Here is a 22,075-nt window from a genome sequence, read left to right as displayed (position 1 = left end):
GGCGGGTGAACCGATGAGCGTTGTTGGCGCTACACAAGGCGGGCAGCTTGAGGTCCGCACCATCGAGGCTCTTTACGGCCAGGCGATCCTGGCCGTGAGGGATGTCTCGCTCAAGGTCGAGGCGGGCGCGATTGTCGCTCTCCTCGGGGCCAACGGCGCCGGAAAGACGACAACCCTGAAGGCGATATCGAACCTGCTCGGGCCGGAGCGCGGCCATGTGAGCCGAGGGTCGATCACCTGGGATGGAGAGGCGATCAATCGCCTGTCCGCTTCGCGGCTGGTGGCCAAGGGTGTCGTCCAGGTTCTCGAAGGGCGACACTGTTTTCCGCAGTTGACGGTCGAGGAAAATATCCTGTCGGGCGGCTTCCTGCGCCGCCCCAAGCGGCGCGACCTGCAGGCCGATCTGGAGCAGATCTACAGCTGGTTTCCGCGGCTTAAGGAAAAACGCCGGACGAAAGCGGGCCTTACCTCCGGCGGTGAACAGCAGATGGTCGCCATCGGTCGTGCGCTGATGACGAAACCGCGCCTCTTGCTCCTCGACGAGCCATCGATGGGCCTTGCGCCGATCATCGTGCAGGAGATTTTCGAGATCATCCACACGCTCAACAAGCAGGGCGGCGTCAGCTTTCTGATCGCCGAGCAGAACGTCAATCTGGCGCTGCGCTATGCCGACTACGGCTACATTCTCGAAAACGGTCGCGTCGCCATTTCCGGGACGGCGGAGGAGCTGCGGGCGCGCGACGACGTCCATGATTTCTACCTCGGCGGCAACCGCGCCGAAACACAGGACCAACAGGGATACCCACACTGATGACACAGATCGCACAAGGCTGGGGCGCCGGCCCGAGTGAGAGATACGAGACGATCGCGGCACCGTTCCGCCCGATTTTCAATGATATCGCCAAGGATGCCAACCGCCGCGAACTGGAGCGCGATCTGCCCTTCGACGCCATCAAAAGGCTCAAGGAGGCCGGCTTCGGTGCCGTTCGCCTGCCGCGTGAGCATGGCGGGCAGGGCGCAACGCTGCCGGAATTCTTCAACCTTCTGATCGAACTTTCAGCGGCGGATTCCAACATCACCCAGGCGCTGCGCGCCCATTTCGGCTTTACCGAGGACATTCTCAATTCGAAGTCGGCGCAGCGGCAGAAAGTCTGGTTCGAGCGGATTGGTCGTGGCGAGACTTTGGGTAGTGCCTGGACGGAGATTGGAAATGGAGCGGGGCTCGATCGCTTCTCGACCCATGTCTCGGGCGACGACGGCTCCCTGGTACTCAACGGCGCCAAATATTATACGACCGGCTCGCTTTACGCCGACTGGATCGACGTCGGCGCCTCCAATGCAAACGGCGAGGGGATCGCGGTTGCCGTGCGCCGTCGTGCCGAAGGTGTAGATGTCGTCGACGACTGGGATGGATTTGGCCAAGTCCTGACGGCAAGCGGTACGACAACGTTCACCAACGTCAAGGTGACCGAAGACGACATCGTGCTTGATGATGATCGCTTCAAGTATGGTGCCGCCTTCTATCAGCTCGTTCATCTGGCGACCCTTGCGGGCATCGGCCGGGCGATCACCAACGATGTCGCCAAGGCCGTTGCGGAACGCACGCGGACCTATACCCATGCGGCTGGCCCCCGTTCCAGCCAGGACCCGCAGGTTCTGCAGGTTGTCGGGCGCATCCGTGGTGGCGCTTATAGTTCAGGTGCTATCGTGCTTCAGGCGGCAGCGGCGATCCAGCGGGCGTTCGACACTCGCTTCATCGATGATCCGGAGCTGGAGGAGAAGGCGAACGCGCTCGCCGAACTTGAAACCGCACAAGCCCAGACCGTCATTTCGGATCTGATCCTGCAGGCGTCCACCAGTCTTTTCGATGCACTGGGCGCCTCGGCGACCAAGAAGCCGAACGGGCTGGACCGCCATTGGCGCAATGCCCGCACGCTGTCCTCTCACAATCCGCGTATCTACAAGGACCGCATCATCGGAGATTTCGCCGTCAACGGAACGCCACCGCCTTATCAATGGCGGATTGGTACGCCGGCTTGAGGATTGTCAGCATCTGGGTATTTCGAACGGTCTCCAGGCATCGATCATGATGAGGGTCCGGTAGCGATAAGGAAACGAAATCCGACAGGGTGAACTTTCGATGTCTAAGAGATCAAAGATGGTTTTGACGGATCAGTTGGTTTCGCTCAGTTTTCGAACTGAAGTCGATCCCGGCCCTGAACCTTACCGCATTCCCCTCAAGGAAGACGAGATAGAGGCTCTGGCGAAGCGGCTCCTTCATGAAACCGAAGGCACCCCGTTGTGGGTCTTTGCCTATGGATCACTGATATGGAAACCAGACTTTGATGCTGTCGAGTCACGCCAGGGTTCTGCGCGAGGCTGGCATCGATCGTTCTGCCTGGAAATGACGCGCTGGCGGGGAACAAGAACACAGCCCGGCCTCATGATGGCGCTCGATCGGGGCGGGCGCTGCAATGGCGTTGTCTTCAAGCTTGCCGATGAGGACCGCCTTGGTCAAATTCGCCGGATGATCCGCCGCGAAGTCGGTACGCTCGAAGACATTTCGACCGTTCGCTGGATTCCGGTCGAGACAAGCGAAGGATTGGTGCGCGCCCTGGTCTTTTGGGCAGGGCCGAGGGGCAAGCGGGTTTCCCGCAAATTGCCGCTGGAGACGGTCGCGCATGTGCTTGCCAGGGCATGCGGCCATATGGGCTCCTGTGCCGAATATTTGTACCTGACGGTGAAGCACCTGGAGGAATGGGGCATTCGCGACCGGAACCTGTGGCGGCTTCAGAAGCTGGTCGCTTGCGAGATTCGAGCCATCCATAAGCTCGATGGGTCAAGACCTGAACATCCGGCGTCTGCCAGCGTCCCGTCGGGAGGGGACGCTGGTATGTTCGACCACTGAACAGCTATTGCTGCTCAGGACGCGACGCGCACGATCAGCTTGCCGAAATTCCTTCCTTCCAGAAGACCGAGAAAAGCCTCCGGAGCGTTTTCAAGTCCGTCGACAATATCTTCCTTGTATTTGAGCCTGCCGTCGGAGATCCATGTTCCGGCTTCGCGATAGAAGTCGGGACGCTGGTCGGTAAACTCGCGTTGTATGAAGCCCCGTATCGTGAGGCTTTTGCGCAGAATGGCCCGCATCGCGGTCGGGAGCTGATCCTGTCCGCTCGAGGCGGAAGGGCCTTCGTTGTAATGTGCGATCAGCCCGCAAACAGGGACGCGCGCGAAGTCGTTCAGCAACGGAAATACCGCACTCCAGACATGGCCGCCGACATTCTCGAAATAGACATCGATTCCTTTCGGGCAGGCGTCCGCGAGCTGTGCGGGAAAATCGCTCGAATGATGGTCTATTGCTGCATCGAAGCCGAGCTTTTTGCGTATGTAGTCGCATTTCTCCGGCCCGCCCGCGATCCCGACAACGCGCGCCCCGAAAATCTTCGCCATCTGGCCAACGGCGGAGCCGACCGCACCGCTCGCTGCCGCGACCACCAGCGTCTCGCCGGCTTTGGGTTTGCCGATATTGCGCAGCCCGGCATAGGCGGTAAAGCCCGTCATTCCCAGAATGCCGAGTGCCGTCGTGATCGGTGCCGCCTCTGGATCGAGCTTGCGCAACGCAGTGCCGTCGGAAATCGCATGGCTCTGCCAGCCGGAATGCGAGAGGACGATATCCCCGGGGTTGAACGCCGTATTGCGGCTGCGTGCGATCCGCGCGACCGTGCCGCCTTCCATCACGCCGCCGATGTCGACCGGCTTGGCATAGGATTTGGCATCGTCCATGCGGCCACGCATGTAGGGATCAAGGGAAAGATAGAGAATCTCGAGAAGAACTTCGCCCTCGGCAAGATCCCGGACCGGCTCCTGCTCGAGCCGGAAGTTCGCCGCCGTCGGTGTTCCGGATGGGCGCGACGCAAGGACGATGCGGGTGGAGACGGACTGGCTGGCCATGCGTATGTTTCCTCGTTCTGACTTTTGCTTCTAGGTATCGGCGATGTGCTTCAGTTGGACCGGCCCCTGAGTTTCTCGGGGCGGTTGATTGCCATCCGCATCATCCCGCTTTTTTCTTCGCTATTGACGTTGGCGCAGGGCTGCCAGTCATTGCTGAAACATGATGCTGCCCTTTGCAGGCTATCCAAAAAATCAATCTCCGGCATCCGCCGTTTTGCAATTTATTTGCCTGTATAATCTATAGTTTAACTGGATTATATAGGCAATAGCAATTGCTTAGGGGTGGAGATGGCTTCGCTCGATGTTGGCGCTGCGCCGGTCCAGAACGTTGCAGCCATCCTCTTGGATCCTGGCATCATTCCGCACCACGTTCGACCATCGTTTCAACGGCCCGTTGGTCAAGATAGTCTGAGGAACCCACCGTGAATGTAGACGCCAGAAACGCAGTATCCAGTGACGCTTCGCTCCGCCGCCCCGTGGTGCTCAACCAGTTGGGCGCGGAATTCGATGATGTGCTCGGCGCGCACTGGTCGCAGCCTACCGTCGTGCCCGGATACGACGAGGAAAAGGTGTGGGACATTCCGAAGGGCGTCGATGTTCTCCTGACGCGTCCGGGGCCGCGCTGGAAAGCCGCGCCCCGCGTTCGACCACCGGAATGGCCAGCCGATCTGCGTTGGGTTCAGGTCGTCTCGGCCGGCATCGATTTTTATCCGGATTGGTTCGTTACGGCCGACGGACCCAAGGTGAGCTGTGGGCGTGGCATCACCGCCGACCCGATCGCCGAATATGTCTTCGCGGCGATCTTCGAACATGAAAAGCGCCTGCGGCAACTGGCCATACATACGCCGGAACAATACGCGCAAACCGCAACCGGTACAGTCGAAGGCAAGACGATCGGTCTCTTCGGCTTCGGCGCGATTGGCAAGGCGGTTGCCGTCCGTGCAAATGCCTTCGGTATGGAGGTTCTCGCCGTCCGGCGAACGGGCACATCCGGAACGCAGGATGGTGTACGCTTTTTGAGTGGGTTGGAAGAATTGGCCGCCGGCTCCGATCATCTCTTGCTTGCTGCTCCGCTGACGGAGGAGACCCGTCACATCCTTGATGCGCGGGTCTTGTCAGTGGCAAAGCCGGGGCAACACATCATCAATGTGGCGCGGGGCGGTTTGATCGATCAGGAGGCTCTGCTTGCCGCCCTCGATGGACCGAACCTCGCCGGCGCGACGCTCGATGTCACCGATCCGGAGCCGCTGCCGGAAGGCCACCCGCTTTATCGGCATCCCAAAGTGTTGATCACGCCCCACATTTCCTGGTCCGGAACGCGCAACGGCCAGCGGCTGACGGATCGGATTATCGCCAATCTCGATGCCTATGTCCGTGGCTTGCCGCTCTCCGACGTCGTCGATCCTCTGACCCGCTATTGAAGGATAACATCATGACAAAGCATGAAGAGCATCCGAAGAAGTTCAAGCTGATTGAACGGGAGACGTCTCCGTCCGTCGAGGAAGAACGCCTGCATCGCAAGCAACGTCTTGCAGCCACCTTCCGCCTGTTTGCCCGCTATGGATTCGACCAGGGACTGGCCGGCCATGTCACCGTGCGCGACCCGGAATTTCCCGATCAGTTCTGGATCAACCCGCTGGCGCAACATTTCAGCCAGATCAAGGTTTCGGATCTGCAACTGGTGGATCACAGCGGCAATATCCTGGTCGGTAATCGCCCTATCAACCAGGCCGGTTTCGTCATCCACTCGGCGATCCACGCCGCTCGTCCCGATGTTCTTGCCGCAGCCCATACCCATTCGACCTACGGCAAGGCATGGGCGTCGCTTGGACGGCTGCTCGATCCGCTGACGCAGGATTCCTGCGCTTTTTACGAAGACCACGCGCTATTCGACCCGTTCTCGGGCGTCGTCCTGGAAGCGGAAGAAGGTATTCGCCTCGCCGAGATCTTGGGGGACAAGAAAGCCGCTATCCTTCAGAACCACGGCTTGCTGACGGTCGGTCCGACGGTAGAGGCCGCCGCATGGTGGTTCATCTCCATGGATAATGCCGCGCGCACGCAATTGCTCGCGGAAGCAGCCGGAAAACCGAAGCCGATCCACCATGATATTGCGCGGCACACCGCCTCGCAGGTCGGATCCCACAAGGGCGGCTACTTCTCGTTCCAGCCGCTTTGGGACTGGATCGTGGCAGCAGAGCCCGATCTGCTCGATTGAACCCGGAAATCATCGGGACTTATTTATGGATCGGGTCGATCCAGAGCACCTCTTCCGGCTTTTCCACCGGTTCGATATCGAGGTTGACGACGACGGGTTCCTGGCCGGAGCGGACCAGCACGCATTCCAGCGTTTCGTCGCGGCTGGCGTTGATTTCCTGATGCGGCACGTAGGGCGGTACGAAGATGAAATCGCCGGGGCCGGCTTCGGCAACGAATTCGAGATTATCACCCCAGCGCATCCGGGCCTTGCCCTTGACGACATAGATGATGCTTTCGAGATCGCCGTGATGATGGGCGCCGGTCTTGGCATTGGCGTGGATCGTCACCGTTCCGGCCCAGATCTTCTCAGCCCCGGCGCGCGCCTTGCTGATGGCCGTCGCCCGGTTCATGCCCGGCGTTTGCGCCGTGTTCGGATCGAGCGAATTGCCCGGAATGACCTTCACGCCATTGTCGCGCCAATGGTCGGCATGATGGTGGTGGTGATCGTCGTCGTGATGGTGGTCGTCGTGGCCATGATCGTGCGTCACTGTCTTCTCTTCCCTTGAATTGTTAGCGGCGGCGCGGCTGCTCAACTTGTGAACGGTGCCGATAATACTGCCGGGCGCGGGGCGAACCAGCGATCCCGTTTCGAAGCGATGGCCCAAAGAGGCAGTATTTTTCGCTCAAAGCCAACAGAGGGGGCGAAGTTTTCTTTAGTCTATAAAATCAGTAGATAATATCAGCTAAACATAATTGGGGCGGCGATCATGACCGTGCAGAACATTCGACAGAAGCCGGTCTCGGAAACGCTCGATCCCTTGCGACGTGCCTCGATCCTTGCACTTCGTTTTGCGGAAACGGCGGCAAGCTACGACGAGAGCGCCTCCTTTCCGTTCGATAATATCCGGCTCGCACATGAGGCCGGCCTTGTCGCGTTGACGGCGCCCGTCGAATTCGGTGGAGCAGGGGCGAGTTTTGCCGAAGCGGCGGAGGTGATCCGCACCATCGCCCGCGGCGAGCCGTCGACGGCACTGATCCTGATCATGCAATATATCAACCTGGCGACGATCCCGGGTGGGCGCTGGCCGGAGCATCTCGTTCGCAAGGTCTTGTCCGACGCGGTCGAGAATGGCGCGCTCATCAATGCTTTCCGCGTCGAGCCTGAGCTCGGCACGCCGATACGCGGCGGTCTACCGGCAACGACGGCCAGACGCACTGAAAGCGGCTGGTCGATCAGTGGCCGCAAGATCTACTCCACCGGCGCCGAAGGGCTGACCTATGCCATCGTCTGGGCGCGCACGGATGAAGACAAACCCCGTGTTGGTGGCTTCCTGGTGCCGCTCAATACGCCGGGCTTCACCACTGACAAGACCTGGAACCCGCTCGGCATGCGGGCCACTGGAAGTCATGACGCGGTGTTCGACAATGTCGAGGTGCCACTCGACCACGCGGTCGATATCCGCCTGCCGGAAGAGTGGGGAAGTCGCGGCGAGGGGCAGGCGGCCTGGTTCGGCATTCTGCCGGGCGCGCTTTACACCGGCGTTGCCGAAGCCGCTCGCGACTGGCTGGTGACCTTCCTCAAGAACCGTGTGCCAACCAATCTTGGGGCGCCACTGGCGACCGTGCCGCGCATCCAGCAAGCTGTTGGCGAGATCGAGGAACTGATCACCGTCAACCGCCGGCTGATCGCATCCGCCGCGCGTGACATCGATGAAGGTGTCTCCTTCACCCAATCGGAATCTGGCCTCATCAAGGTCGTTACCACCGAAAATGCCATTGACGCTGTCGAAAAGGCTCTGAAGCTCACCGGCAATCACGGCATTTCCCGCAACAATCCGCTCGAGCGCCACCATCGCGACGTGCTCTGCGGCCGCATTCACAGCCCGCAGGAAGATACGGTGCGCATCGGCGCAGGCCGGCTTGTCCTGGGTGTCTGATCCAACGAACGGAGGATAGCATGCCTGTCGAATTCATCGGCTACATCGGAAACCACAATGCGTCCGAGACAATCGCGCGCAATGGCCCGCTTATCGATCTCGATCATATCGCCGCTGCCGCCGCGATCCATGAGAATGGCGGCTTTGACCGCGTTCTCTTCGCCTTCAATTCGACCTCGCCGGAAAGCATTCTGATCGCCCAGCATGTCGCGGGCCAGACCCGCAAGCTGAAGCTGATGATCGCCCATCGCCCCGGCTTCACGACGCCGACGCTTGCCGCTCGTCAGCTTGCGACGCTCGATCATCTCTCCCAAGGCCGCGTCGCCGTTCACATCATCACCGGCGGCAACGACCAGGAGCTTGCCCAGGATGGCGATCACCTGACCAAGGACGAGCGCTATGCCCGCACCAGCGAATATCTCGATATCGCCCGCCAGGAGTGGACGAGCGAGAAGCCCTTCGACTATGCCGGCAAATATTATCGGGTCGAGCAGGCCTTCGCCAATGTGAAACCGCAGGGTGCCGATGGCATTCCGGTTTATTTTGGCGGCTCCTCGGAGGCGGCCTTCGCGGTCGCGGGCAAGCATGCCGATATCTATGCGCTCTGGGGCGAGACCTATGAGCAGGTTTCCGAGACCGTGCACAAGGTGCGCGCAATCGCTGCACAACACGGTCGCTCGCCGCGTTTCAGCCTGTCGCTTCGCCCGATCCTTGCCGAGACCGAAGAGGCAGCCTGGGAGAAGGCAGCCAGCCTCCTCGAACGCGCCAAGGCGCTGCGCAAGGATCCGAGCGCCGAAAAGCTGATCGATATCCGCCGGCGTGCCAGCAGCAATCCGCCGAACGAGGGCTCGAAGCGACTGCTTGCGGCCGCTTCCCACGGTGCGCGTCTCGACAAGCGCCTGTGGACCGAAATGGCGGCGCTGACTGGGGCAAGCGGCAACACGACTGCACTGGTCGGCACGCCGGATCAGGTGGCCGAAGCCATGCTCGATTACTACGACCTCGGCATTACCACTTTCCTCATCCGCGGTTTCGATCCGCTGGAGGATGCCTTCCATTATGGCCGCGACCTCATTCCGCGCGTTCGTGCGCTGGTGGCCGAGCGCGATGCGCAGGCAAGCGTGCAGGCAGCGGAATAACAAATTCACCAATCAGTTGGGGGCGGCGCCGGGGGGCTTCCGCGATCCATTCAACACGACACAGGAGTTGGGACGATGGCTTGGAATGCAAAGACATTATTCGGGGCAGGCAATGATTTTTCCGGTGGCATCGATCGCCGCTCCTTCCTGCGCACGGCGGGCGCCCTTGGCATTGCGGCGCCGCTCGGCGCCCTGACGCTTGGCAGTTTCGCCGCGCGGGCAACCCCTGCGGCGGCAACCGGCGAATTGAAGAAAATCAAGTTTGCTGTCAATGCGACCGCCATATGCCTGGCGCCGGTCTATGTCGCTCAGCAGCAGGGCATTTTCCAGAAATACGGCCTCGACGTCGAACTCGTCAATTTCGGCGGCTCGACCGAGGCGCTGCTGGAAGCGATCGCATCCGGCAAGGCTGACGGCGGCGTTGGCATGGCGCTGCGCTGGCTGAAGGCGTTGGAGCAGGGCTTCGATGTCAAGATCACCGCTGGTTCGCATGGCGGCTGCACCCGTCTCGTCGCACTGAAATCCACAGGCATCGAGAAGCTTTCCGACCTGAAGGGCAAGACCATCGGAATTTCCGATCTTGCCAGCCCCGGCAAGAATTTCTTCTCTATCCTCCTGCAGAAGGAGGGGCTGGATCCGGTCGCCGATGTCGAATGGCGGCAGTATCCGGGCGAACTGTTGCAGCTGGCCGCCGACAAGGGTGAGATCCAGGCGATCGCCGATGGCGATCCGAAAGCCTATTTCTGGCTGGAGGATCCGAAATATGTTCAGGTCGCCTCGAACCTCGACCATGGCTTTGAAAACCGCGTCTGCTGCATCGTCGGCCTACGTGGCGGACTGGTCCGCGATGACCGACCGACCGCGACCGCGTTGACCCGCGCGCTTCTCGAGGCCCAGGATTGGACCGTCGCCAAGCCGGAAGACGCCGCCAAGGCGTTTCTGCCCAATGCGCCGAAGGACAAGTCGATCCAGGATCTCGTCGGTGTGCTGAAGAGCCAGACGCATAACCACAATCCTGTCGGCGGCGATCTCAAGACGGAAATCGCTCTCTACGCGCAGGAACTGCGTGACGTGCAGGTCTTCAAGCGCTCGACCGATCCGAAGGAATTCGCCGACCGCGTCTATGCCGACGTCCTGTCCGCCTGAGGAGGAAAGATCATGAGCTCTCTCGACCCGGCACTGGCCGACGACATCGAAACCTCGGTCGGCAGAGGCATCCCGCGCATAGGCTGGAACGCCTCGTTCACCGGTATTCTGGCGGCCTTCGGCTGGGCCGGGACAGCGGTGCTCATCGAATACTGGCCGGAGATCATTCCCCAGCCCTATGGTCGTGAACTCGCTTTTATTGCGCTGGTGATCGCCGCCGTCGCGGCGGTGGTCGCAGTCACGGGCACGCGTCTCGGCAAGGTTGCCTCCACGGTCCGTTATTACGGGCCGTGGCTTGTGCTCGCTTCCGCGTTTCTCGCCGGCTGGGAGATCCTGACGGCGAAGACCGGCTTCTTGCCGGTGCCTTTTTTCGCCTCGCCGCAAAGCATCCTCGAGGTCTATTTCGACGACTACGACCGGCTTGGCATCAGCGTCTGGTATTCGCTTCTGCTCCTCGCCAAGGGCTATTTCTTCGGCGCTATCACCGGTTTCCTCATCGGCACCACCATCGGCTGGTCACGCAACGCCAGCTATTGGGTGCATCCAGTGCTGCGCCTGATCGGTCCGTTGCCGGCGACCGCCTGGCTGCCGCTCGCTTTCTTCATCTTCCCGACCAGCGGCTCGGCAAGCGTTTTCCTGATCGCGCTCGCAACTGCTTTTCCGGTGACGATCCTCACCTGGTCGGGCATCGCCAGCGTCAACCGCGACTATTACGATATCGCCCGTACGCTCGGCGCCAAGCCTTCCTTTCTCATCCTCAAGGTGGCGATACCCGCGGCACTTCCACATGTCTTCGTCGGCCTGTTCATGGGTCTCGGCACCTCGTTTGCGGTGCTCGTCGTTGCCGAAATGCTCGGCGTCAAGGCCGGGCTCGGCTGGTATCTGCAATGGGCGCAGGGTTGGGCTGCCTATAGCAATATGTATGCCGCATTGTTCGTGATGGCGCTGATGTGCTCGAGCCTGATCACCATTCTCTTCCGCGTTCGCGACTGGACGCTTTCCTGGCAGAAGGGTCTCGTCAGATGGTAGTGGCAACAGCACTCAAACAGGCGCAAGCCGAGATCACTGGCCAGCCGATCGGCATCCGCAACGTCTCGCATCAGTTCGAGCTCGAAGGCGCGCCGCTGCCGGTGCTCGACAATGTCAGCTTCTCGGTCGAACCCGGCGAGTTCGTTGCGCTGCTCGGGCCATCGGGCTGCGGAAAGTCGACGCTGCTGCGGCTGCTTGCGGGCCTCGATTATCCGACGAAGGGCGAATTGACGGTTGGCGGCGAAAAGGTCGGCGAACCCGATCCCTCGCGCATCCTCGTTTTCCAGGATCCGACGCTGTTTCCCTGGCGAACCGTGTGGGACAATGTTGCGCTGGGGCTTGAGGCACAAGGCATCCTGAAGAGCGCCCGCCACCGCGTCGACAATGCGATCGAACTCGTCGGCCTCAAGGGCTTCGATCGGGCCTATCCGCATCAGCTCTCCGGCGGCATGGCGCAGCGCGTGGCGCTTGCCCGCGCCCTGGTCAACCAGCCGCGATTGCTGTTGCTCGACGAGCCGCTCGGCAAGCTCGACTCGCTGACGCGGCTTGCCATGCAGGGCGAGCTCGTGTCGCTCTGGCAGCGGGCGGGGCTGACGGCGGTGCTGGTCACCCACGATGTCGAGGAGGCAATCTTTCTCGCCCAGCGCGTCATCATCTTCAGCCAGCGCCCGGCGAAGATCATCGCCGATCTTGACGTCGACCTTTCCTATCCCCGCCATCGCGGCGATCCGCGCCTTGCCGAGCTTAGGCAGCAGGCGCTCGGCCATCTCGGCCTTGCCGCGAGCTGGTAACCTCATGCGAAAGAACAGAACCATGCAATCCGCTTTCCGCCGCCTCGTCCTTACCGGTCTTGCCGCCGTCTCCTTCGGTCTGCCGGCAAGCGCTCACATCACCTTCGAAAACAAGGAGGTGAAGCCCGGGGCGACGGTGAAATTCGTGCTACGTGTTCCGCATGGCTGCGATGGTGCGGCGACGACGGCCGTGCGTATCGCGCTGCCGGAGAGCCTCAGCGATGCGAAGCCGCAGCCGAAGCCCGGCTGGATGCTTTCGCTTGTAACGGAGAATGTTCAGAATGCCACGGCCACACCGGGCCATGATCATGGCGGCACCGGCAATCTCAAGGAGATCGCCTGGACGGGCGGCCGGCTGGAAGATGCCCATTATGACGAGTTCGTCTTTCGCGCCGCGATCAGCAAGGCGGCGACCGGCCGTATCTTCGTGCCGGTCGTCCAGCAATGCGATGGTGCCGCCGCGCGCTGGATCGAGATCCCCACTGACGGCGGTTCGTCGGACGATCTGAAGCATCCCGCACCCTCGGTGCGCGTCGAGCCGTGAAGTTATCCTTGAAAGCGGCCCGTCGTTTCTTTTGGGCGGCGGTCTTCTGCATCCTCTATCTCGGGCCGTTGGCCATGGCGGCCTTCGCGCATGCAAGCCTGACCACCTCCGAGCCTGCCGATGCCGCTGTGCTGCCCGAGGGACCGCCGGCGATTACGCTCCAGTTTTCGGAGCCGGTGACACCACTGGTGGCGCGGCTTATCCACCCCAACGGCAAGGCGGATATCCTGCTGGATGACGGCGGCAAGGGAACGACGGTTACCTATAGGCTTCCCACTGGTCTCGAGCACGGCACCCACATCCTCTCCTGGCGCGTCACCTCTTCCGACGGCCATCCGATCGGCGGCGGGCAGATATTTTCCGTCGGCGCGCCGAGTGCGGCGGGTGCCTCCGTCGGCGCGCAATCGGACCTCCCGGTTCTGGTTGGGCTCTGGGCGGAGAGGCTCTTGCTGATGCTCGGCCTGATCTTTGGCGCGGGCAGCGTTACTTTCTCGACCTTTGCACGGCTCAATCTTAGACCGGCTGCCCACCACACGGTTTCGGCACTGATCGCCCTTGGCTTGCTGGCCTCACCCGCTCTCATCGGTTTCCAGGGCCTCGATGCGCTTGGCGAGACTTTTCCCGGGCTGGCGCGATCGCAAGTCTGGTCTGCGGGCCTGTGGTCGACCGCTTATGGGCACGCAACGATGCTCGCCGCTGCCGCATTGTTGCTGGCCTTGATCGCGCATCATTCCGGCGCACGGACAAGGCAATGGCTGTCGACTGCGGCATTGCTGACTGCGGGCGCCGCTTTTGCCTCTGCCGGGCATGCGGCGACCGCGCAGCCGCGTTTTCTGACGACACCGGCGGTCTTTCTGCATACCCTGTCGGTCATCGCCTGGATCGGTGCGCTGATCCCGCTTGCCGATGTCATCGGTCGCCATGACGGCACGACTGGCGGCACGCTGCGTCGCTTTTCGTCGGCGATATCCGCTGTCGTCCTTGCCCTCGTCGTCACTGGCCTCTTTCTCGCGATGGTCCAGCTCAACCACATCTCGGCGCTTTGGACGACGCAATATGGCTTGGTGTTGCTGACGAAGCTTGGCCTTGTCGCGCTGCTCCTGCTCTTGGCAGCCGTCAATCGCTACCGGTTGACGGAAGGTGCGATTGCCGGCGAGACGTTGAGCCTTCGGCACTTGAAGCGCAGTATCCTCGCGGAGATGGTAATCGCGATTGCAATCCTTGCCGTACTCGGGCTCTGGCGCTTCACGCCGCCGCCAAGGGCGATCCTCGATTCCACCCTGCCGTTGGCAATCATCACCGCGCAGAAGGACGGCCTCTCGGCTCGTTTGACCTTGCGGCCGGCGCTGGTCGGTCCGGTTACGGTCGAGATCGACAACCTGCAGCTTGACGGCAAGACATTCGAGCCGATGTCGATCAGTCTTGATCTGGAAAAGCCGGCCTATGGCATCGGCCCATTTACGCATGTGGCCATCAAGGGCGGTGAGGGTCACTATACTGCCGGAGGTTTTTTCCTTCCGATTGACGGTTTTTGGATCGTTCGGGCGACCGTGCTCGTCAGCGATTTCCGCTCGGTCATCCTCACCGACATCTTCGATGTGCGCAAACTGGCGGCGAATGGGAATTCCTTCCCGCCGTCCGCCGTTAATTCGCAATAAATAATCTATTCTATAGTTTTTATCGATAATAGATTGTCCACTGTCAGGTTGAGCTGTCAGGGGATTTTCGATGACTAGGAAAAGGCAATTGAAACTCGGCTTCATGCTCCATGGCGTCGGCATGGGATGGGGCGACTGGCGCCATCCGGATTCCGAACCGACGGCAAGCACCAGTTTCGCCTATTACAAACAGCAGGCCCAGATCGCCGAAGCCGCCAAGTTCGATTTCCTCTTTGTTGCCGATAGCGTCTTCATTACCGAGAAGTCGAGCCCGCATTATCTCAATCGCTTCGAGCCGCTGACGATCCTGTCGGCGCTAGCCGGAGCCACCTCGCATATCGGCCTCGTCGGTACGCTGACAGTGAGCTACAGCGAGCCCTTCAATGTCGCCCGGCAGTTCGCTTCGCTCGATCACATTAGCGGCGGTCGTGCCGGCTGGAACGTGGTCACCTCCTGGCTTGAGGGCAGCGCCGCCAACTACAGCAAGCAGTCGCATCTTGCCCATGACGTCCGCTATAATCTCGCCGGCGAATATCTCGATGTCGTGCAAGGCCTCTGGGACTCCTGGGAAGACGATGCGCTCATCCATGACAAGGCGAGCGGCGTCTTCTTCGATCCGAAGAAACTGCACACACTGAACCACAAGGGCGAGTTCTTCCATGTGAAGGGGCCGCTTAACATCGCCCGCTCGCCGCAGGGCCAGCCGGTGATCTTCCAGGCCGGTGCGTCTGAGGATGGCCGCAACTATGCCGCCCAGCGCGCCGACGCGATCTTCGTTCATCACGACAGCCTGGACGAGGGCAAGGCCTATTACCGAGACCTGAAGCAGCGCGCCGCCGGTTTCGGCCGCGATCCGGACGAGTTGTTCATCCTGCCCGGCATCCGTCCGGTCATCGGTTCGACAGAAGAGGAGGTCGAGCGCAAATATCAGGAGTTTGCCAATCTGACCTCGATCGAGAACGCGCTCTCGATGCTCGGCCGGCCGTTCAACGATTACGACTTCCTGCAGCACGATCTTGACGCGCCGTTCCCCGACATTGCCGCCCATGGCGCCAATTCCAACCAGAGCCAGTCGAACCGCATCCTTGACGCCGCCCGCAAAAACAATCTGACGCTGCGTCAGGTGGCACTGCGTTTTGCAACGCCAAGGACTGATTTCATCGGTACGCCGGAGCAGGTGGCGGATGCTTTCGAGCGCTGGCTGGTTGAGCGTGGCTCGGACGGCTTTGTCGTCAACGTCTCGCTGCCCAGGGAATTCGAAGTCGTGGCCGAGACTGTCATTCCGATCCTGCAGAAGCGTGGCGTCTTCCGCGAAGAGTATGAGTCAGAAACCTTCCGCGGCAATCTCGGCATCCCGGTGCCGCGCAATCGCTATGCGGCAGGCGACGTTTCCGTCGCCGCCGAATGATCCTCCCAAGACACGATCAACGAGTAAAACCGAGGCGGCATCCATGACCATCCTTTCCAGACGTGCATTCAATCTTCTGGCCGGCGGCCTTGCCGTTCTTCTCTCCGCTGCGCCGCTTACAGCAGCCTTTGCCGCGCAAGATCTCTCGAAGGTGACGTTGCGGATCGGCGACCAGACCGGTGCTACGCGCGCCAAGCTCGAAGCGGCCGGGCTGCTGAAGGATGTCCCCTACAAGATCGAGTGGTCCGTCTATCCGGCGGCGGTCAATCTGCATGAGGCGTTGAAGGCGGATGCGGTCGATATCGGTTCGGCAGCGGATTCTCCAACTGTGAGCGCAATCGCCGGCGGTTCCAAGATCAAGGTTGTCGCCAATTTTTCCAATGGCGGCCTTGGGACGGCGCTGCTTGTTCCCGCCAACAGCCCGATCAAGACCATCGCCGATCTGAAGGGCAAGACGATTTCGCCGACCACGCGCGGCAGTGTCGCGCATTATCTGACGGTGGGTGCCCTTAAGAAAGCAGGGCTGACGAGCAGCGATGTCAAGCTCGCCTTCCTTGCCCCGACCGATGCGAGCGCTGCTTTCCAGGCTGGCAGCATCGATGTCTGGGGCACATGGAGCGTATACGAGGCCCGCGCCATCGGTTCCTTGAAGGCCCGGGTCCTGATTGATGGACAAGGCATCAATACGGGCAACACCGTCGTCAGCGCCACGATCAGTGCTCTCGCCAATCCTGGCAAGGTGGCGGCGATTGCCGACTTTGCCGACCGTATCGAGCGAGGCTACAAATGGTCGCTCGATAACAAGCAGGCCTATATCGATTTCTACGCCGGCTTCGCAAAGCAGGACAAATCGATCATCGAGGGAACCTACGACGCCGAGGCCGCCTATCAGCGCGTGCCGCTCGATGACAAGTTTGTCGCCTCCCTGCAGAACGTCTTCGCGACCTGGAAGGAAGCCGGTGTGCTCTCCGGTGATCTCGATCTCTCCAAATATGTCTATCGCGACCTGCCGACGAACTGAGCTTCAGGAGACAATCATGAGCAGCATCGCAACGATCAGGATAGAGCCGGTTGAGACAACACGGGAGACGACCGTCGAACCGCCATCGGCTCATGCCCGTTCTGTTGCGATGAAGCGCATCGAGCCGCTTTCCGCCGCCCGGCGCGGCGTGCCGCGCTGGCTCAGGCGGGCGCTTGGCCCGGTGCTACTTATCGCCCTCTGGCATCTCGTTTCCATCACCGGCGTCTTGCCTCAGGAGGTTCTGGCTGGTCCCTCGGTGGTGTTGACGAGTGCGGCGAAGCTCGTCGCAACAGGCGAATTGCAGCAGGCGATGTGGGTCTCGCTCGGTCGCGCGTTGGCGGGCCTTGCGATCGGCGGTACGATCGGTGTTTCTTTGGCCGTGCTTTCCGGTCTCTCCCGGCTCGGCGAAGATCTGATCGACGCCACAGTGCAGATGTTGCGCACCGTGCCGAATGTGGCGCTTATCCCGCTGCTCATCATCTGGCTCGGCATCGGGGAGGCACCAAAAATAGCGCTGATAGCGCTCGGCACGGCCTTTCCGCTCTATCTCAACGTTTATGCTGGTATCCGCAATGTCGATGCGTCGCTGATCGAAGCCGGCCGGACGCTCAATCTCTCTCGTTCGGCGATGATCCGCCATATCATCCTGCCCGGAGCGCTGCCTTCGGCTCTCGTCGGGCTGCGCTATTCGCTGGGCATCGCCTGGCTGGCGCTGGTATTCGGCGAACAGATCAACGCCACCGCCGGCATTGGTTATCTCATGGCCAATGCGCGCGAGTTCTTCCAGACCGACGTCATCGTCGTCTGCCTCGCAGTCTATGCCTTCCTCGGCCTTGCGGTCGATTTCATCGTCAGAACGCTCGAAAGGATCTTCCTGTCATGGCGACCGGCATTCAGCGGAACCTGACGGCCATCCGGCCATCCGCGCCACCCTCCGTAGTGACGGTGCGCGGGCTTTCCCGTCGCTTTGGCGAGCGCATCGTCCTGAAGGACCTCGATCTCGATATCCGTGTGGGCGAGTTTGTGGCGCTGCTCGGGGCGAGCGGCTGCGGCAAGAGCACGCTTTTGCGTGTTCTTGCCGATCTCGACCGCGAGATATCCGGCGCAGTCGAGGTGCCTCTCCGCCGATCGGTCGCCTTCCAGGTGCCGCGCTTGATGCCGTGGAAGCGGGTCTGGCGCAATGTTGTGCTCGGCTTGCCGGGCTCTCCCGACAAGGCGCGGGCGATCGCGGCGCTCGACGAGGTCGGTATCAGCCATCGCGCCGATCAGTGGCCGAAGGTGCTTTCGGGCGGCGAGGCGCAGCGTGTATCGCTTGCCCGCGCGCTGGTGTGCGAGCCGGATCTGCTGCTGCTGGACGAACCCTTCGCGGCACTCGACGCGCTGACCCGCATCAAGGCGCAGGAGCTTGTCGGCGATCTTTGGCAGCGGCACGGCTGCGCCGTCCTGCTCGTTACCCATGATGTCGAGGAAGCATTGCTGCTCTCCGACCGCGTGCTGGTGATGAAGGACGGCATCATCGCGCATGAGGAGCGGATCGTACTGGAAAGGCCGCGCGATGTCGCCGATCCGGAGTTCGCGGCGCTGCGCGGCAGGCTGCTTGGCTGGCTTGGCGTGCGCCATGGCCGGCATGACGCGGCGGCATAGGGAAAGATTATGTCTAGATGTCAGGATGATCTCTTGGAATTGACCGCCGACGTGCTGGTCATTGGCGGCGGTCTTGCCGGTAATTGGGCGGCCGCAGCGGCAAGGCGAGCCGGCGCCTCTGTCGTCCTTGCCGACAAGGGCTATTGCGGCACGAGCGGAGTGACGGCAACGGCGGGGCCGGGGCATTGGTGGATCCCGCCTGATCCCGCCGATCTGCGCGAAACGGCGATCGCCGCCCGCCGCAAGAGCGGGTTCGGCCTGAACGACGCCGGATGGATGGCGCGCACCCTCGCCAAGACCTGGGAAAGCCTTCCGACGCTGGAAACGTACAAATTCTCGAAGGACGAGAAGGGCGCCACGCAGTATCGGGCGCTGCGCGGACCGGAATATATGCGGGCGCTGCGCCAGCAGAGCGAAAATCTTGGCGTCGAGATCCTCGATCACTGTCCCGGGCTTGAACTGCTTCAGCGCGCGGACGGCACGATTGGAGGCGCGCAGGGCATTCGCCGCCAGGCAGGCGGGCGCTGGCGGGTGAATTGCGGCGCGGTCATCCTGGCGACCGGCGGCACATCCTTCCTGTCACGGCTGCTCGGCTCGCACACCAATACCGGCGACGGTTATCTGATGGCGGCGGAAGCCGGCGCCGATTTCTCCGGCATGGAGTTCACCAACTACTATACGGTGGCGGCCAAGGGCTCGACGATGACACGCTCGATGTCCTACGTCTTTGCCACCTATTACGACGAGGATGGCGAGGTCATTCCCATTCCGGCCGGGCTGGATACGAGCCGGCCGCTCGCGGCTGCGCTTCTGAAGGGCCGTGTCTATTGCGATCTGCACAAGACGCCGGAGGATATCCGCGCCAAGGTTCCAATCATCTCGCCGAATTTCCTGCTGCCCTTCCACCGGTGGGGCATCGATCCCTATCGCCAGCGTTTCGAAGTGACGCTACACGGTGAAGGCACCATCCGTGGTATCGGCGGCCTCAGGATCACCGGCGACAACTGCGAAACCTCAGTGCCCGGCCTCTACGCGGCAGGCGATGCGGCAACGCGAGAGCTGGTCGCGGGCGCGATCTCCGGCGGCGGCAACATCAATTCTGCCTGGGCGCTCTCTTCCGGCCAATGGGCGGGCGAAGGTGCTGCCCGTTTTGCCAGTTCGGTTCGTTCGCGTGCGCCCGGCCGCCCGATCGGACAGGCGGGATTGCAGCCGGACAGCGCCCATACGATCGATCTGCGCGGTGCGCTTGCCATCGTTCAGGGCGAGATGCTTGCCTATGACCGCAATATCTTCCGTCGTGGCGACAGGCTCCTACGAACCACCAGACTTCTCGACGATCTCTGGAAGGTGGTCAGCGCCCATGCGCTCGGGGAAGGCGAAGGGATTCTGCGTACCCGTGAGACAGCGGCGATGCTTGCCACGGCGCGCTGGTCGGCCGCCTCCGCCCTTGCGCGCGACGAAAGCCGCGGCATGCATCGGCGGGAGGACAAGCCAGAGACCGATCCGCGTTTTGCCGGCAGCATCGTCTCCGGCGGCCTCGACGCTGTCTGGGTCAACTCCGCATCCTCGCAGAAAATGGAGTTGGCATCATGATCGCAATCATCGTCGAAGACCGATGCACTAATTGCAACGCCTGTGTCGTCGTCTGTCCGACGAATGTGCTGGATGCCGGCCCCGGAATTCCGGTGATCGCCCGCCAACTCGACTGCCAGACCTGCTTCATGTGCGAGCTCTACTGTCCGCATGATGCCATCTATGTCGCGCCGGACTGCGACCATCCAGTGACAGTCGATGCGCAGGCGATCGCAGGCTCGGGACTTCTCGGTGAATTCCGCCGGCTGCACGGCTGGGATGAATGGGCTGACGATCCGCGTTTCACCAATGAACATTGGCAGATGGAACAGGTATTCCTCCGCGCCCGTGCCATGGCGCAGGCCGGGAATATGTGACTGGCCGTTTTTTCCGGAGCATCAAGGGCTCGATCCGTTCAACGCACTCACGACATGATCAGGCCGCCATCGACGTTGATCGTCTGCCCGGTGATGTAGGCTGCATCGTCGCTGGCGAGGAAGGTCACCAGACCGGCAACATCCTCCCCGGAACCCGCCCGTTTCATCGGTATGCCTTCAACCCATTCCTTCATGAGTTCGCCGGGACCATAGTTGCCAAGCAGCTTACCCCAGGCCTGATCATTGTAGGCCCACATGTCGGTCTCGATGATCCCCGGGCAGAAGGCATTGACGGTGATGTTCTCGATCGCGACTTCCTTGGCCAGGCTTTGCGTGATCCCGACCACGCCCATCTTCGAGGCGGCATAATGGGGGGTGTAGATGAAGCCGTCGCGGGCCTGGCCGGACGCGGTGTTGATGATGCGGCCGCCGCGACGATGCTTGCGCATGCGCGCGATTGCCTCCTGGGCACACAGGAACACGCCCTTTGTGTTCACCGCCATCACCTTGTCCCAGTCCGCTTCAGCAAGATTCTCGACACGCGATATGGTGATGACGCCGGCATTCTGGATGGAGACATCAATGGAGCCGAATTCGCGTTCGGCGGTGTCGAACAAGGCGATGACGCTGCTCTTGTCCGTCACATCGCCGACGAAGGATGCTGCGCGACCGCCATGGCTTCTGATGTCATCCGCAACCGTGTGGACAGTCTCTTCATTCGCCGAGACAAGCACATTGGCGCCTTCGCGCGCGAACCGTTTTGCGATGGCAGCGCCGATCCCCCGGCTCGCGCCGGTGACGACGACGGTTTTATTTTCGAAGCGATGCATAAAGGCTCCTCCCTTTCATCTTCTGCATGATCACCAGGCGCAGAATCCGCCGTCGACCAGCAGGTCGACGCCGGTTACGAAGCTGGCGGCATCCGAGAGCAGAAACACGGCGGGGCCGACCATCTCATCGACGGCTGCCATGCGCTGCATCGGCGTCTGCTCTTCGAAAAGCTTCGTCTGGTGGACCATCTCCGGCCGGGTGTTCATTGGCGTGGCCGTGTAGCCGGGCGAAATCGTATTGACGCGGATACCGCGTCCGACCCACTCCATCGCCATGGACTTCGACATGTGGATCACGCCCGCCTTGGAGGCGTTGTAGTGGCATTGATTAAGTCCACGATTGACGATCACGCCGGACATGGAGGCGATATTGACGATGGAGCCCTTGCCGCGTTTGAGCATGGAGCGGGCTTCTGCCTGACAGGAGAGGAACACACCCTTGAGGTTGATGTCCATCAGGGTCTGGTATTGATCTTCCTCCATGTCTTCTGCGGGATTGGCGTTCGCAATGCCGGCCGCATTCACCGCCAGCGACAGGTGGCCGAGTTCGGCTTCCGTCCGCTCGACCGCCTCTGCAAGCGACGCCTTGTTCGTCACATCGGCCGCGATCTGGATCGACCGGCGGCCGGCCTGACGGATAAACCCTGCCGTCGTGGACAAGCCGTCATCATCCCGGCGATCGAGGAGGGCGACGTCCGCACCGCATTGTGCGAGGCCGATCGCGATGCGTTGTCCGATACCGCTGCCGGCACCGGTGACAAAGGCAATCTGCCCGGCAAGATCGAAAAGCTTGGGCGCATTTAGAGTGATGTCAGGCATCGCTCTTCCTTTC

22 protein-coding genes are annotated in these 22,075 nt (G+C 61.5%); 18 read left to right on the top strand and 4 right to left on the bottom strand.

Translation table 11 applies throughout. The features are described 5' to 3' along the window. Positions 1-13 precede the first annotated feature (13 nt). The 3 genes from HB780_RS11375 to HB780_RS11365 all read left to right on the top strand — a co-directional run bounded on the left by HB780_RS11375 (position 14) and on the right by HB780_RS11365 (position 2,908). Positions 14-811 carry an ABC transporter ATP-binding protein gene (locus HB780_RS11375; RefSeq protein WP_183687783.1) on the top strand — a complete coding sequence of 266 codons (798 nt, stop codon included), beginning with the start codon at positions 14-16 and terminating at the stop codon, positions 809-811. Continuing rightward, a complete protein-coding gene (locus tag HB780_RS11370; protein WP_183687781.1) occupies positions 811-2,040 on the top strand; it encodes an acyl-CoA dehydrogenase family protein in 1,230 nt (409 codons plus the stop codon). Before HB780_RS11375 ends, HB780_RS11370 begins: the two co-directional genes overlap by 1 nt. Before the next feature lie 100 nt (positions 2,041-2,140). Next, positions 2,141-2,908, top strand: a complete 768-nt coding sequence (locus HB780_RS11365; protein ID WP_183687780.1) for a gamma-glutamylcyclotransferase — start codon at positions 2,141-2,143, stop codon at positions 2,906-2,908. Between the two features lie 14 nt (positions 2,909-2,922). On the opposite strand, the gene HB780_RS11360 is transcribed toward HB780_RS11365, so the two are convergent. Continuing rightward, entirely contained in the window at positions 2,923-3,951 is a 1,029-nt protein-coding gene (locus HB780_RS11360; protein ID WP_183687778.1) for an NADP-dependent oxidoreductase, read from the bottom strand. Between the two features lie 422 nt (positions 3,952-4,373). On the opposite strand from HB780_RS11360, the gene HB780_RS11355 reads away from it, so the two are divergent. Both HB780_RS11355 and HB780_RS11350 read left to right on the top strand, forming a co-directional pair. Next, positions 4,374-5,372 (top strand): D-isomer specific 2-hydroxyacid dehydrogenase family protein, encoded by a 999-nt coding sequence (locus HB780_RS11355; protein WP_183687776.1) that lies wholly within the window; start codon positions 4,374-4,376, stop codon positions 5,370-5,372. A gap of 11 nt (positions 5,373-5,383) precedes the next feature. Continuing rightward, positions 5,384-6,166: a class II aldolase/adducin family protein gene (locus HB780_RS11350; protein ID WP_183687774.1), complete on the top strand. Its 783-nt coding sequence runs from the start codon at positions 5,384-5,386 to the stop codon at positions 6,164-6,166. Between the two features lie 19 nt (positions 6,167-6,185). Here HB780_RS11350 and HB780_RS11345 read toward each other — a convergent pair whose 3' ends face one another. Then, complete coding sequence (locus HB780_RS11345; protein ID WP_183687772.1) at positions 6,186-6,695, bottom strand: cupin domain-containing protein; 510 nt, start codon at positions 6,693-6,695, stop codon at positions 6,186-6,188. Between the two features lie 219 nt (positions 6,696-6,914). On the opposite strand from HB780_RS11345, the gene HB780_RS11340 reads away from it, so the two are divergent. The 13 genes from HB780_RS11340 (at position 6,915) to HB780_RS11280 (ending at position 20,413) form a co-directional block, all read left to right on the top strand. Continuing rightward, positions 6,915-8,084 (top strand): acyl-CoA dehydrogenase family protein, encoded by a 1,170-nt coding sequence (locus HB780_RS11340; RefSeq protein ID WP_183687770.1) that lies wholly within the window; start codon positions 6,915-6,917, stop codon positions 8,082-8,084. 20 nt (positions 8,085-8,104) lie between these two features. Then, entirely contained in the window at positions 8,105-9,223 is a 1,119-nt protein-coding gene (locus HB780_RS11335) for an LLM class flavin-dependent oxidoreductase (protein ID WP_183687768.1), read from the top strand. A gap of 75 nt (positions 9,224-9,298) precedes the next feature. Then, positions 9,299-10,369, top strand: coding sequence for an ABC transporter substrate-binding protein (locus tag HB780_RS11330; protein ID WP_183687767.1), 1,071 nt, complete (start codon positions 9,299-9,301; stop codon positions 10,367-10,369). A gap of 12 nt (positions 10,370-10,381) precedes the next feature. Continuing rightward, entirely contained in the window at positions 10,382-11,398 is a 1,017-nt protein-coding gene (locus tag HB780_RS11325) for an ABC transporter permease (protein ID WP_183687765.1), read from the top strand. Next, on the top strand, positions 11,392-12,189 hold the full coding sequence (locus HB780_RS11320; protein ID WP_183687763.1) for an ABC transporter ATP-binding protein: 798 nt from the start codon (positions 11,392-11,394) through the stop codon (positions 12,187-12,189). The genes HB780_RS11325 and HB780_RS11320 overlap by 7 nt, the downstream gene beginning before the upstream one ends. A gap of 22 nt (positions 12,190-12,211) precedes the next feature. Then, positions 12,212-12,733 (top strand): YcnI family copper-binding membrane protein, encoded by a 522-nt coding sequence (locus HB780_RS11315; protein WP_183687761.1) that lies wholly within the window; start codon positions 12,212-12,214, stop codon positions 12,731-12,733. A gap of 8 nt (positions 12,734-12,741) precedes the next feature. Further along, positions 12,742-14,391, top strand: a complete 1,650-nt coding sequence (locus HB780_RS11310) for a copper resistance CopC/CopD family protein (protein WP_183687759.1) — start codon at positions 12,742-12,744, stop codon at positions 14,389-14,391. A gap of 70 nt (positions 14,392-14,461) precedes the next feature. Then, complete coding sequence (locus tag HB780_RS11305; protein ID WP_183687757.1) at positions 14,462-15,799, top strand: LLM class flavin-dependent oxidoreductase; 1,338 nt, start codon at positions 14,462-14,464, stop codon at positions 15,797-15,799. 43 nt (positions 15,800-15,842) lie between these two features. Then, a complete protein-coding gene (locus HB780_RS11300) occupies positions 15,843-16,820 on the top strand; it encodes an ABC transporter substrate-binding protein (RefSeq protein WP_183687755.1) in 978 nt (325 codons plus the stop codon). Positions 16,821-16,836: 16 nt separating this feature from the next. Further along, on the top strand, positions 16,837-17,727 hold the full coding sequence (locus HB780_RS11295; protein ID WP_183687753.1) for an ABC transporter permease subunit: 891 nt from the start codon (positions 16,837-16,839) through the stop codon (positions 17,725-17,727). Then, the gene (locus tag HB780_RS11290) at positions 17,700-18,464 is read left to right on the top strand and encodes an ABC transporter ATP-binding protein (RefSeq protein WP_183687751.1); all 765 of its coding nucleotides are present in this window, start codon (positions 17,700-17,702) and stop codon (positions 18,462-18,464) included. Before HB780_RS11295 ends, HB780_RS11290 begins: the two co-directional genes overlap by 28 nt. Before the next feature lie 9 nt (positions 18,465-18,473). Continuing rightward, positions 18,474-20,057, top strand: a complete 1,584-nt coding sequence (locus tag HB780_RS11285) for an FAD-binding protein (protein WP_183687749.1) — start codon at positions 18,474-18,476, stop codon at positions 20,055-20,057. Continuing rightward, positions 20,054-20,413 (top strand): 4Fe-4S dicluster domain-containing protein, encoded by a 360-nt coding sequence (locus tag HB780_RS11280; protein WP_183687748.1) that lies wholly within the window; start codon positions 20,054-20,056, stop codon positions 20,411-20,413. The genes HB780_RS11285 and HB780_RS11280 overlap by 4 nt, the downstream gene beginning before the upstream one ends. 47 nt (positions 20,414-20,460) lie before the next feature. Here HB780_RS11280 and HB780_RS11275 read toward each other — a convergent pair whose 3' ends face one another. Then, positions 20,461-21,243: a glucose 1-dehydrogenase gene (locus tag HB780_RS11275; protein WP_183687746.1), complete on the bottom strand. Its 783-nt coding sequence runs from the start codon at positions 21,241-21,243 to the stop codon at positions 20,461-20,463. Positions 21,244-21,273: 30 nt separating this feature from the next. Continuing rightward, the gene (locus HB780_RS11270) at positions 21,274-22,062 is read right to left on the bottom strand and encodes an SDR family oxidoreductase (RefSeq protein WP_183687744.1); all 789 of its coding nucleotides are present in this window, start codon (positions 22,060-22,062) and stop codon (positions 21,274-21,276) included. Between the last annotated feature and the right edge of the window lie 13 nt (positions 22,063-22,075).

The organism is Rhizobium lusitanum (genome assembly GCF_014189535.1).
Classification (GTDB): Bacteria; Pseudomonadota; Alphaproteobacteria; order Rhizobiales; family Rhizobiaceae; genus Rhizobium; species Rhizobium lusitanum_C.
This window is presented reverse-complemented; position numbering and strand designations above follow the sequence as displayed.